The following is a 12,706-nucleotide window of genomic DNA, read 5'->3' on the forward strand; positions in this document are numbered from 1 at the left end:
TGTCAAGTCCCGGGTTTGGTAGAGGCTCGGTTCTCACGCTCCGGCGGTCTGCCGGGCGAGGTCGGTGTCGGCGTGTAGAGCCTCGTGCTCGACGGGCGGGATCAGGCCGAGCTCGCCGTGTAGGCGGCGGTGGTTGTACCAGTCGATGTACTCCGCGACGGCCAGTTCGAGGTCGTCGATCCCGCGCCACGGCCCTCTGTTCCGCACGAGTTCGGCCTTGAACAACGAGTTGAACGCCTCCGCCATCGCATTATCGTAGGAATCGCCGACTGATCCGACCGAGGCGACCGCCTCGACTTCCGCGAGCCGTTCTCCGTAGCGCACAGCGACATATTGCACGCCACGGTCCGAATGATGTATCAATTCGGAGAGATTCGCGCCGGCTCGCTGCCGGGTCCAGATCCCCATGTTCAACGCGTCCAGGGCGAGATCGGTGTAGAGGTTCTTAGACAACTGCCAGCCCACGATCCGGCGGGAGAACACGTCCATGACGAACGCGGCGTACACCCAGCCGGAGAACGTGCGGATATACGTTATGTCGGCCACCCACAGCCGGTTCGGCGCGTCCGCGGTGAAGTCGCGGTCGACGAGGTCAGGCCGCTGGTCCTGGCCCTTGGATCGGACCGTGGTGAGCGGCACCCGCAGCCGCGACACCCCGCGCAGCCCGTTGCGGCGCATCAGCCGTTCCACGGTGCAGCGGGCGATCTGGCGGCCGTTCACCCCTCCTTCGCGGCGCAGCGCCGCCCAGATCTTCCGGCTGCCGTAGACGCCGAAGTTGGCGCGGTGCACTCGTTCGATCTCTCTCATGGTTTCGGCATCGGTGAGCGCCCGCTTCGAGAGCGGCCGCTTCTTTGACGCATGAAAAGTACTCGGAGCGATCTTCACGCCTGCGTCCTCCAACACCGCGCAGATCGGCTCGACCCCGAAATCGTTCTTGTTCGCCTCGATGTAGTCGAGGACTACCTGCTGGGGCGGTCGAGCTCCGCCGCGAAGAAAGCCGACGCAGACTTGAGAATGGCGTTCGCCCGCCGAAGCTCCCGAACCTCACGCTCCAACTCGGCCAGCCGCGTCGCGTCGTCAGTCGTGGTGCCCGGCCTCGTGCCGTTGTCGATCTCGACCTGCTTCACCCAGCCACGCAACGTCTCCGGGTTGATCCCCATCTGCTCGCCGATGCGCTTGAAGACGTTCCCGCCCCCGCCGTCCGGAGCCGCCTTCGCGTCCAACACGAGCCGGATCGCTCGCTCCCGCAGCTCATCGGGGTACTTCCTCGGGGCGGCCATCGGTCGATCATCCTCCAGGCTTGATGGTCTCCATCAAACCCGGGACGGGACAGTTTATCCTCAGCTGATACTCGCGGACTCCGGTACGCTCGTTCGTCGCCACCTGCCGCACCCCCCATCAGCAGAACATGTATCGCCAGTCGCCGCCGAGGCTTCTTTGTTCATTTGCCTTGAATGTGAAGCCTGTCCCGACCAGGTGAAACCGCATGGGCACCTAGCGCCTGGCCGACGGCGTCGAGGTGGCGCGGGACGGCGGATCCTCGTCGTCGCACAGGCCAACTCCCCGGCAAGGCCAATCCCGGCATGAGCCGGGCCCGCTGAGGCGAGCGCGCGCAGCCCGTCGAGGGCCTCGCGCTCCCGGGCGGCCCACTCCCCCGCCGGGTAGAGCGCCTCCCCGGCCGCCACCGCGGCTCGGCACGAGCTCCCGCGGGCGCGCACCGCCGACAGCCACGGAGCGCTCTGACCTGCGGTTTCCCTAGGGATCGGACACGGCGCACTCGGCAGAACTCCTCCTATCACGGCTGGTGAGAGTGCCGAAGTCGAAACGGCGGTCATGCATGACGGCCAGCTCGCCGACGAGAACCATGCCGGTGGCAGCTGATCAGCGACGGCCTCGCTGATGTCGGGACAACGCGGTCAGGCTGCGCTCCTGCCGAGACTGCAGATGGACATGTTGATCGCGGAACGCGACGCACCGCCAACCGTCCCACTTCATCTCGTAGATGTGGCGGCCGTCGTCGGGCAGCTCGACACGACCCTTGGTGCGGGCCCATCAGGCGCTGGCATCGAGTTACCTAGCGGACGGACGTGCCCCAGCTCGCCACGCGGTCGGCCAGACCGAGGTCGCCCGACAGACGCAGTGCCCGGGCGTACTCCTCGGCGAAGATCACGTAGATCGGCCGGAGGTGGTGGACCAGCAGTTCACGGGCCGCTGCAGGGTCGGGCGGCTCTGTGCGCCAGGCCGCCGCGGCGGCGACCAGAGCCCCGTGCGGGTGGCGGGTCGGGTACCAGGTGGCCGCGTCGTCGTTGCGCCCGACTCGGCCGGTGTCCTTCGTGTACAGGAACCGCACCGGGAACAGGACGGCCTTGGTCACCGGGCGGGGGCCGCCATCCAGGAGCGCATCGGGATCACGCAGGCGCGCCAGGTACGCGTCGTCGAACTTGGCGAGAGCGAACTCGGCCGCCTGCCGGACAAGGTCGTCCGTGCGGGGCCGGGCAGCGCCCGCTCTGACGTCGTTGCCGGCGAGTAGCCTGCCGGACTCCAGCAGGTCGAGCCGGTCGACTTCGGGCAGCCGGTCGTGCTCGCCGGCCCCGTCGCGCACACCCGCCGCGTCGGCCCAGAACACCGACAGCTGTTCGGCCAGCTCGACCGGGACCTCCCGGCGGACTCGTTCCCGCACCGAGCAACCCGCGCCGCGGTCGTCGCGTCGACTCGATCCAGCACGAGCATCACGTCCACGTCGCTGACCAGCGGCGCGAACCCGCCATGGGCAAGGCTGCCGAGCGCGTACGCAGAGAGGACACGGCCGAACTCGTCGCCGGCCACAGCAACCGTCCGTTCGACGACCGCCTCCCCCTCCGAACTACTGTCCCCATGTTTCATGCCTCGCCCCTGTTCCCACGACGCCGTCGCCCACCAAACGCCGCCATGTCTCTTGCCGTCGGGGCTTCCCGCTCGTCGTGCTCGCGATCCGCCTGGCAGCGCCGTTCACCACCCGCAGCCCCCGGGCCGGGAACACTTTCCGGGCTGTGGCCGTGACCGCAGCGTGCCACGCGTCGCCCGGGTCGGTGCACTCCGCGCCGAGAATCAATGTGCGCAGACCGGACAGATCCCACGGCCCGGGCGGCATCCGACCGTGGTCCAAGTGATGCAGCGCGTGCCTCGGTGGCTTGAGCGGGGGTGGACCGTCCTTTGGGGAAGTGATGTTCCTCGACACCGACGGCCACGCTCGGCAGCGGCGGTGGCGCGTGGGAACGGCCGCGTGTGGCTGCTCCCGATGCGCTGGCCTCTGTCGGCAGCTCGCTCCCTCCGTCGCCCGAGCACGCGACGCCGGCCTCGGCCGGCCCACCGAATGATCGCCCCGCCGGGCAGACCGCTTCACGAGCCGCCGAAGATCAGCCGCTTCTCCATCGGTGCAGCCTGGTCGAGGTCGCTGACGACCTCGCCACCGAGAAGGATCACCTTGCGCTCGAGGTGCGCAGCGATCCGCTCGTCGGAGAAGAACACCGCAAGACGGCTGCGGACGGTCGGGGCGGCAGGGCTCTCCTCGGAGTCGCTCACGACAGCCACAACGGCCGAGGGTTGAGGACGGTGCGGGGATGCCGCTCACGTCCAGTCGTCCGGCTACCGCTGCAGGTGGGCCGCGGAGGGCTTGGGGGCCGAAATAGCGGACGCAGGTGTCGGTGCCGTGCGAGCCGGTGCCGCGGCGGCCGTGGTCGGGGCCGCCATTGCTGCTGAGGCTGCAGCGGCTGCGCTGTTCGCTGGTGGGTTTCCCAGCGCTCCGGCGACCGCCGCTTCTCGGGCGACCGCGGGGTCGAGAGACTTCACTGCGGCGTCCTCGTCTGCTGTCCCCCACCGGTCCGTCCCGAGGCCGAGGGGCTCCCTGGACACCTGCCACGGGAGCAGGTCCTGACGGGGCGCGGTGCGCATCTGCTCGGCCACGGCTTCGGCGAGCTCTCGGTTCGGGACCTCGGCACCGAGCTGACCGATCCCGGGAGCCTGCCCGAGCGCCGCCCAGGTCGTGCGGCCCAGCGGGGCGAGTGAGACCACGGTGGCAGTGCGGTTCTCACCTCTGGCGGCCAGCTTCTCGGCTTCCTCGTACGTGGCCTGGTCGAGGGGCCGAGGGACCGCCGCACTGACGGCGTCCGGATCGCCGACGAGCTTCGCGAATGCCGCGCGGCCGGCGTGGACGTCTCTAGCTGCCTCACGGCGTCCCTGACGATCGTGGGCGTCGACCGCGCCCTTGTGGCGGTGGAGGCGGTCGGCGATGAACGCCGCGACGTGGGCCATCTGGAACAAGTCCTGGCCGGGGATGGTGAGCAGCGGGTAGTCCGGTCCGGTCATGGCGCCTGCCTTCGGTCGCGGTGCTGTCGTAGTTCGCGCTGGCTAGTCCTCGGTCTGGCGGGAGTCGTGGCGGTTCGGGCGGTGGGTGCCGGTTGCGCCGGTGGCTGCAGGGCGTCGGTGGCCGCTCGGGCGGCGTCGGGGGTTCTGCCGTTGGCTCGTTCTGGCCGGAACACCAGCCTGGCCATCTTCCGGGCTTGGCGGAAGGTCTCCACGCAGCTGACGAGGGCGTGCTGATCGCGTACCTCGTAGATGATCCGGCCCAGCTGTACGCGCAGGAAGGGTTGCCCGCCGCGGTCGTTGACCGAGTTGACCTGACACGTCGGCTTCCCGGAGGCGTGGGTGATCACCGCAGGGTCGGGCATGCCGGCGATCGGTTTGACCGCGTCGCGGGCGGAGTACATCGGCAAGGTCTTCCCCAGCTTGGCCGCCTGCGCCCAGGGCTCGGCGAGATGCTCGGCGGTGCGCAGCTCGTGCAGGTAGAGCAGTGACTTCCCGACCCGGACGACGACGGCGGCGTTGTCGGTGTTCGGGTGACTGGCGTCAACCTGGACGTCCTGCGTCCCGGACATCCTGATCACGGCGATGACCGCCTGAGTGGGCCGCTCACCCATCGCACCCGTCACCTCCTCTCACCGACTGTGATCATCAGCGGGTGCGTGTCGGAGTTCGTGCAGCCTCGTGCTGCACGACCGACGCACGCCTGGCCTGCGGGATCGGCAACGCCGCGATCCGCTCCGCGAGATCAGCGGCCAGCACAGCGCGGTGCGCGAGCTCGGCTCGGGTGCGGGCGCGGCGCTGCTGCAACGCGGCCAGCTCGACGAACAGGTGCGCCATCGCCGCCGCGAACGCCGCCGCCCCGACCTCGTCACGCGAGGCGAACCCGCGATGGCGCATCAGGCTGCGCGCCAACACCCGCAACTGCCGCCCCACCGTCGACGACCCCGAGCCAGCGGGCGGCGCGAGCTGGTGGGCGATGTCCGCCGCCCGCTGCCAACGCTCCCGGTCCCCCGCGGGCGCCGCCACGGAGAGGGCGGTCAGCAGGTCCGCGGCACCGTGCTCGACCGCCCCGGCCTGCTGGTCGGTAACCACGAGCCGGGCTGCCCTGGTGAGCACCCGTGTCCCCGAGGGCCGAGGCCGGGCCCCGCCGGTGGTGGTGGCCCAGCGGCGTTGCAGGCGTGGCAGTGACAGATCGGGCGCGAGTTTGCTGCCGCTGTAGAACACCACCTCCCCCGCGGCGAGCAGGTCGGCGGGCTGACCGACGGAGTATCCGAGGACATCTCCCGAGGGGCCGTGGCGCAGCTTCACCTCCAGCCCCGCCGCCTCCAGCCCCGCCACGAACGACCCCATATCGTCAGCCCCGAGCGCGGCACGGCGCACCGCCGCACGCAGCGCCGCCCGCACCGGGACCCGACCTTCCCGTGCCGCCTTGGCCAGCTCCCCACGCGTCGGCGCCGACGCACCACCCCCAGCGGTCGTGCCGGTCGGGGTCAAACCGAGCCGGGCCTCGATCCGGCGGGCGGACTCGCGGAGCCGGGCGAAGTCGTTGCGCGGCCAGACCCGGGCCCCGTTGTCCTGCCGCACCAGGACGGCGGCGATGTGGATGTGGTCCTCGGCGTGGCGGACCGCGACCCATCGCGGCCCATACGCATCAGCCGGGTCGGCGATACCGGCGTCGCGCAGTAGCTCGCGCGCGATCTCCGCCCACTCCCCGTCCGGTAGTCGAGCGTCCGACGCGGCCAGCCGCACCGAGCAGTGCCACACGTAACCGCGACCGGCGTCCGGGGGTGGGCGTAGCGGCAGTCCTGCGGCCAGCACCGGCTGGTGCAGGGCGTCGACCAGTGGGCCCAGCTCGAGGTCCCACTCCCCCGGCCCCGTCGACGCCGGCTGCCACCCGGCGTCCAGACCGTCCCACGAGGCGATCACCCGCGGGTTGCGGTGCACCTCAGCGATACCCGGCCCCAACAAGTAGGCCAGAAGACCGGCCGGGCGCCAACCGTGTACCACCTTCGTGATCACGCCCGCCTCACCGCGGCCGGCGCAGACCGTCCATGAGCGCGGCTGCGGCCTTGTCGATGCGACGACACGCCGACACCGCCTCGGCAAGCGACACGAGCTCACCACCAGTGGTTCGGCCGGCCAGTTCGACGACCGCCGCCCGCGCGGTCAATAGCTCACGTAGCTCGCCCGTCGCCTCGGGGGTGTCGCCGCGGAGGGTTGCGGTGACGAGCTCGCCGATCCAGGTCGCCGCCGTCACCCCTGCCGCCGCAGCAGCTGCGCGGATGAGATCGCGCTCCGCGGCGGTGAACCGCACCCGCACGGCCACGATCCGACGGGCCGGATCAGGACTACGCCGGCGACGAGGGGCATCCACGCACCGAGACTGGCCACGAGCTGTGCCGAGTTCGTGCTCAGCCGTGCAGCACGACCACCGCGACCGCGAGGAGAGCCGTGGCCACGACAAGTACGACCACCACCACAGCGAGAGGGCGCTCCCACCAGCGTCGTGGACGACGAGGCAGCCAGTGCACGCCGCGGCGGTGTCGAGACCGTCGACGACGACCATGACGAGCCCGCGAACGACGATTCACGCCGGATGGGGGCGTGGGAGGGTGAGCCACAGCCGTCTCCTGTCACTCCGGGGCCGGTCAGGTCCCGGCCGGGTGTGGGCGCACCCCGCCGGGACCGTCACTGACACGAGATCCGATCGCGCCCGGCCTCCCACCCACCACAACAACCCGCTGGCAGCCGCCAGAAGACGCACTCGGCGATCTGTGGATAACCCTGCTCACCCGCGCAGCGCGCGGCGCAGCCGTGGTCGGGAACCCCCTGGTTCACGACAGCCATTCCGTCGACGGTCGTCCGAAGGACACCGTCGACGTATCTTGCTCCGCCCAGTTCAGGGGGTGCACGATCTCCGCCGCGAGGCCCCGACCGCGGGGCCTACGACTCGCCTCTGCGCAGAGTGGCCCGCCAATAGCAGTGATCGATTCGACCGCAGTCGTGGACGATCAGCTCGCGTTGCCCGCCGCCGCATCCGCGATGCACTCCGACCGCGTCATCCCCGTCTGAGCGGTGCACGCACGCAGGGCCGCATCACCCACCGCGTCCCACTCGGACTGGACCGCGGGCGCCTCTGCGGCGCGACGAGCCGCGGCAGCGGAGCGAGCCTCGGCCCGCTCGACCGCCTCGGCGGAGGCTGTCTTGGCGTCGTCGAGGACCTTCAACAGATGAACGGCCACGACCGGAGAAGCCGCCGCCGGAGCCTGCTGGATCACGGTGCCGATCACCATCGGCGACGCGCCGGCAGCGGTCGAGGGGATCGAGAAGCCAACGCCCACGACGCAGGCACCGGCCGCCATCGCAACCAGTGCTCGCGCGGTGGTGCGGCTCCCCCGACGGCTCATCACTTGCTCCCCTTGGCCCACCACGGCCCGCCGTTCGGCGGTCTCTCCTCTCGTCGCCAGCCGCGACCTACTCGTTCCACAAGGGGACGAGACATCCCCATTTCTGTGGAGGCCTGCGAAGCCGGCGACTGACACCGACAGGACTCGAGACCACGCGGAGCCATGACGACCCCTCTGCCTCGGAACACGACAGAGGCGCGAACCCCTGGCCCGGTCGCTTGGGACCAACTTGGGACCAGACGGGGTTCGCGCCTCTGCACGACCTGGGCGAACCTCACGCCCTACACGGTGAGCACAGCCCTTTGACGTGCAGAAACACCTCCGGGGCTCGCTGGGGGTCAAGGGGTCGCAGGTTCAAATCCTGTCGTCCCGACGGTCGGCAGAGGCCGGTGGTTTCTCGACGGAGCCACCGGCCTTCGTCGTTTCACCAGCGCGAACGTCTCGGCTCGGTGTCCTCGCCGAAGTAGTGTGGCCTCTCGCTCATGACGCCCTCCACCGGGCAGTGGTCGCAGTGTGGTCGCAACAGGACATGGCAGCGTCGTCACGCGAGTTGATCAATCGATCCTGGTGACTCGACGGGCTGCTCCGGCCGGGCGAGATGTGGTCGCACGGTGGTCGTGGTCTGTCGCCGGGAGTTCTCGGCGTCCGTCAATGCGGCGTCGATGGATGCGACGGCCTGCTGCGCGACGTGCCGCAGCAGGTGCCCGTAGATCTCGGTCGTCGTGGACAGCGTCGAGTGGCGCATGGTCTTCGACGCCATCGCGAGTGGCACCTGAGAGGCCAACATCGTGGTGGCCGCGAAGTGCCTCAGGTCGTGCACGCGCACACGAGGGACGCCCGCTGCACGGGCGAGCTGCTGGAGATGTCTCAGCACGTACTCCGGGCGGAGGGGCTGTCCGTCGGGTCGGCTGAACACGAGGTCGCCCGGCCTGCCGCGCGTTCGTTCGGCTTGTCTCGTCAGTGCTTCGGCGACTCGATCGGACAGGCCGATCCATGCGTAGCTCGACTTCGTCTTCGGCTTGGTGAACACGGGGACGGAATTGTTGATCATGGAGAGTGTGTAGCGGACGAAGAGCACACGGGCCTCGATGTCGACGTCGGCCCAATGGAGTCCGAGGGCTTCGCCGCGTCGCATCCCGGTCCCGAGCACGATCTCGTAAAGGTCGGTGAGAGGGTCGTCGACGGCGCGGCAGTACCGGAGGAACCTCGCAGCCTCCGCCGGGGACCAGCACACGTAGACGCGCTTGGGCGGGCGGGGGACGGTGGCGTAGCGGGCTGGGTTGTGCATCAGCCGGTGCTGCTTCACGGCGTCGTTGAGCGAGCTCGACAGGGTCGCGACGCATCTGTGGAGCGTGATCAGACCGCGGCCCGCGTCGAGTTGTCGTCGGATGAACTCGGCAACGTGGTGGTGCGAGAGTTCCTCGAGTCGAAGTGCACCGACTGCTGGGATGAGGTCGTTGTGGACGTAGTCGGTGTAGCGGACCATGGTGGTCGGCTTGAGGCCGAACGCTTTGAACTCGAGCCAGGCGGCGAGGTACTCGGCCACGGTCTGACGGTCGTCGGCGTGTACTCCGGCCTGTTCGCAGGCGAGAACCCGGTGTAGCGCCGCTCGGGCAGCCGCCTGGGTGGGGTATCCGCTGCGGCGCAGGGTCTTCCGCCGGTGGTCCGCTGTCGGGAGGTCGACGGCGAAGGCCCACCGGCCATGTCTCCGTGAGTGGAGGAGCGGACAGCGGGCGCCGAGTTGTCTGCCTCGGCTGTCACGACATCCGCAGCGACGGTAGACGCGACCTCGATTCGGGTTTCTGCCCATGATTGGGGCCCTTCTTCCGCTGGGGCTTGAGGGCTGTCCAGCATCGTGAAGGGGGTGTGCGACCACAACGCGACACCCGATCGCCTCCGCCCAGGTCAGGAAGTGGTCATGTACCGCCATGACACGTGCGCTCCGCCGCATCTGGTCGAGCGAGGACCTCTAGATCCACGGCGACGACGGCCATCAACCAGATGCAGTGCAGCCTCGCCTATACAACGTGGCCACATCGAGTACGAGGCCCGCGGCCCTCCGGAGTGCGTGCGCGGCAAGGAGCCGCCGGGGCGATGATGATGCGGGACAGTCTCGGTTACCTGCATGAGGCCGGATCCCGTGCAGCGGCGCGGCCAACGCTCAAGCTCCCTTCCACGACGCGGGCGACATGGTTGAGGAGATCGCGGATTTCCGGGTCGGAAGGCGGGAGTTCGTAGGCATGACGATGGGCACACCGGCTGAGGCCGTTCCACGCGGCCTGCGCAGGCTCCGAGATGGAGCGTGGACCCAGAGTCGCGAGGACGATGAGGCGAGTCCTCACCCTGGTGCCCGCGACCGAGACTCGCAGGCTGGCGCAGATCAGGATTATGGCGACCTCCAGCGCCTGCCGACCGAGGTGCGCGGCCGCACGGGTGCGCTGTGACTGGGGTACGTGCACCCGACCGTCGAGGACGTCGACTGCTCGGGCCAGCAACTCTCGCGCCTCTTCCGCTGCATCGCTCACGACCGTGACCGAAGATCGCCGACGAGCTTGCCGACGCACTCCACCGCGTACTTGGGGTCGGCGGTGAGGGCCCGGTGGTTGCCGCCACCGCACACCTCAACGGCAATCTTCCGATAACTGGGAGAGTCCAGCCACCGCTTCACCGACCGGCCTGAGTCACCGTGGAGTGCAAGCGCAATGCGGGAAGGCTGATTCCTTGCCGACTCCCACGCGGCCTCCACCTGCTGACGGGTGGATCCGGCATCGAACGCCCGGGCGAACCAGGCGTCTCGAGCCGCAGTCTCGACGGCAGATCGACATAGCCTCGGTACGACCCTGCGGAGCAAGTCGTCGGGCACAGCATCGTCCCTGACGAACGCCCGAGCATCCTGCAGATCGCGTTCCGCAGGGTCCGACAGCTCCTGGATCTCGACGACCGAGCCGATGCCCCGGGTCACCTCGACGACCCGGGCATCGGCCACGAGCCGCCTTACAGCCTCGGGCAGACGATCGTCATGTGAGAACACCACGACCTGTCGGGTTTGAGCGAGTTCGGCGAGCACACGGACTAGGCCGTCGATCTTCGAGGGGTCCATGGCCTGAACCGGGTCGTCGAGCACAACGAAGCGAAACGGGCTCTCGGGCCGTGTGGCTCGGGGCAGGAAGAGGGCTAACGCGAGCGCATGGAGTTCGCCCGTGCTCATGACACCAAGTGCACCGGCATCGCTACCGTCCACCTCCGCCTCGATAGACACCTGGCGGGTGTTGCCACGGGGCGCGGGCAATGTGATCGCTTTGAGGTCCACGTTGCTCTCTTGCCGGAGTGCAGCCCAGATCCTGCGTGCGTCATCAGCCAACGGAGCCAGCCGACGGTTGCGGATGATCTCAGCGTGGGCCTTGAGCCACTCGAAGGCCGCCTTCGCCGTGGCAGCCTTCGGTTCGTCAGCTTGAGCGGCTTCAGCGTTGTCCACCCAGGTACCGAGCCGGGTCGCATAGGGCGCCCATGCGTCCTGTCGCGCGGCCCACTCCGCGGCAGCTTCGGCATGAATTGCCGCTACCGACGACTGTAGTCGCCCGTATTCGCGCATGACGTGATCTGCCAGTTGGAGGTCGTCCGCAGGTGCCGCTGTCCAGGCCGACCAAGCCTCCGTCGCGGAACCCACGGAAGTGAGAACGACGTCATCAGGTTCGGTGGGGCACGAGACACCGCCAACCAGAGCGCGAATGGCATCACGTGCTCGCTGCAGGTCTCGGCGCGCGTCACCGAGGATTCGCTCGTCGTCGGCTCGGGCTGCGAGCGCCGCCTCAGCAGAGGAGCGCCATTCCTTATCCAGCTCGCCGATTCCACATACAGGGCACGGTTGATCCCCACCGTGCTGGTCATGCAGCTCGACGGCCTGTCGGAGAACAATGAATTGTTGAGTCGCCCGATCGGACAGATCTCCAGCGAGCTCGGCCAAAGCGCCCACAGCATCTCGCAAGGATTTGGCGGCCGCCTCGACGGCCTCGCGCTCAGGGACCACGATGTCGATCAGTGCCCGGAGCTGAGAGAGGGCGCGGGGTGGGGTGCCCGTAGCCCCGATAGCAAGTGCACGGAGCGCTACCAGATCGTGGGTGTGCTTGCGAAGCAGTCGTGCCGCCTCGGTGGCGCGCTCGTCGTCGCAGTCAGCGAGCGCGCGTTTTAAAGCTGTGGCCTCGGTCCTCGCGGCGTCCGGCCGCGCAGCGGTCTCGGCCCGGAGCCGATCGAGTCGTGTCTGTGCCGCGGCGATCTCCTCTAGACCGAGGATGCTTGTGAGTGCCTCGTAGAGCCGCTTCGGCGGAGCTGCGAGGAGTCCGCCGAGCTCTTCGTGGGACACAATCGGCCGGTAGAGGTGAATGGCGGCGGTCCAGCCGAGTCCGTCGAGACCGCCCTGACGACGCTCGCCGCCTCGCTGCACCCAGGACTGGAGGGCATCGAACCTTGTCGCGTCAGCGGGCCAGTCCACCCCGACGACGGTGGATCCCACAGCCTCCTCTGCCAGCCCGATCCGGATCCGACGCGGGCCGTCCACGTGCAGATTGTCCCAGTTCAGGACCCAGCCCTTCGGACGTTCCTCCCAGCGATAGCTCGTCCGCGTCAGACCGACCTCAAGCGCCTCAGCGAAGCTCGACTTTCCGGACCCGTTCCGGCCCGCGACCACGGTCAGACCTGGCGCCGGATGGAGTTCGAGGGTCCGTTCCGGGCCTACGCCTCGAAATCCGCTGACGGTGACAGACCGGAGATAGGCCCCGGTGGGCTTCGTTGCGGCAGGGGCTTCTGCGGGTCGGGCCTCAGGCGGGATGTACCGCTCGCCGACGGCATCCGCGAGTTCCTCATCCCCCTCCATCGCCGCGATGACCAGATACTTGGTCTCGTCCGGCGTGGCCGAGTCGTCGTCCGCCAGGGCGAGCACGTCATCGAGCAGGGGCATGTTG

The 12,706-nt window shown here is 69.1% G+C and carries 9 protein-coding genes, 1 pseudogene and 1 other annotated feature; all 10 genes and pseudogenes read right to left on the reverse strand.

All coding sequences use genetic code 11. From position 1 onward, the window contains the following. Positions 1-33: 33 nt before the first annotated feature. Positions 34-1,280, reverse strand: a pseudogene (locus BLS43_RS16990) (IS3 family transposase). Beyond that, positions 871-999 (reverse strand) — a sequence feature (AL1L pseudoknot). Its footprint overlaps the pseudogene before it by 129 nt. Before the next feature lie 794 nt (positions 1,281-2,074). Then, positions 2,075-2,680 (reverse strand): hypothetical protein, encoded by a 606-nt coding sequence (locus BLS43_RS16995; protein WP_093085732.1) that lies wholly within the window; start codon positions 2,678-2,680, stop codon positions 2,075-2,077. Between the two features lie 698 nt (positions 2,681-3,378). After that, entirely contained in the window at positions 3,379-3,561 is a 183-nt protein-coding gene (locus BLS43_RS29435) for a hypothetical protein (RefSeq protein WP_143030082.1), read from the reverse strand. Between the two features lie 63 nt (positions 3,562-3,624). Continuing rightward, a complete protein-coding gene (locus BLS43_RS17000) occupies positions 3,625-4,344 on the reverse strand; it encodes a hypothetical protein (RefSeq protein WP_093085735.1) in 720 nt (239 codons plus the stop codon). After that, entirely contained in the window at positions 4,341-4,955 is a 615-nt protein-coding gene (locus BLS43_RS17005; protein ID WP_093085738.1) for a hypothetical protein, read from the reverse strand. The genes BLS43_RS17000 and BLS43_RS17005 overlap by 4 nt, the downstream gene beginning before the upstream one ends. Before the next feature lie 34 nt (positions 4,956-4,989). Further along, complete coding sequence (locus BLS43_RS17010) at positions 4,990-6,360, reverse strand: relaxase/mobilization nuclease domain-containing protein (protein WP_093085741.1); 1,371 nt, start codon at positions 6,358-6,360, stop codon at positions 4,990-4,992. Positions 6,361-6,367: 7 nt separating this feature from the next. Beyond that, entirely contained in the window at positions 6,368-6,667 is a 300-nt protein-coding gene (locus tag BLS43_RS17015) for a hypothetical protein (protein ID WP_093085744.1), read from the reverse strand. Positions 6,668-7,352: 685 nt separating this feature from the next. Further along, positions 7,353-7,748 (reverse strand): hypothetical protein, encoded by a 396-nt coding sequence (locus tag BLS43_RS17020; protein WP_143030083.1) that lies wholly within the window; start codon positions 7,746-7,748, stop codon positions 7,353-7,355. 541 nt (positions 7,749-8,289) lie between these two features. Then, a complete protein-coding gene (locus BLS43_RS17025) occupies positions 8,290-9,558 on the reverse strand; it encodes a tyrosine-type recombinase/integrase (protein WP_093085750.1) in 1,269 nt (422 codons plus the stop codon). Between the two features lie 711 nt (positions 9,559-10,269). Next, the gene (locus BLS43_RS17035) at positions 10,270-12,702 is read right to left on the reverse strand and encodes an AAA family ATPase (protein ID WP_245707559.1); all 2,433 of its coding nucleotides are present in this window, start codon (positions 12,700-12,702) and stop codon (positions 10,270-10,272) included. Positions 12,703-12,706 lie beyond the last annotated feature (4 nt).

This window comes from Pseudonocardia oroxyli (genome assembly GCF_900102195.1).
Lineage (GTDB): Bacteria > Actinomycetota > Actinomycetes > Mycobacteriales > Pseudonocardiaceae > Pseudonocardia > Pseudonocardia oroxyli.

Coding starts and splice junctions, on each gene's coding strand:
- BLS43_RS17000 (WP_093085735.1), bottom strand. CDS start 4,344: ATGACCGGACCGGACTACCCGCTGCTCACCATCCCCGGCCAGGACTTG.
- BLS43_RS17005 (WP_093085738.1), bottom strand. CDS start 4,955: ATGGGTGAGCGGCCCACTCAGGCGGTCATCGCCGTGATCAGGATGTCC.
- BLS43_RS17020 (WP_143030083.1), bottom strand. CDS start 7,748: ATGAGCCGTCGGGGGAGCCGCACCACCGCGCGAGCACTGGTTGCGATG.
- BLS43_RS17025 (WP_093085750.1), bottom strand. CDS start 9,558: ATGGGCAGAAACCCGAATCGAGGTCGCGTCTACCGTCGCTGCGGATGT.
- BLS43_RS17035 (WP_245707559.1), bottom strand. CDS start 12,702: ATGCCCCTGCTCGATGACGTGCTCGCCCTGGCGGACGACGACTCGGCC.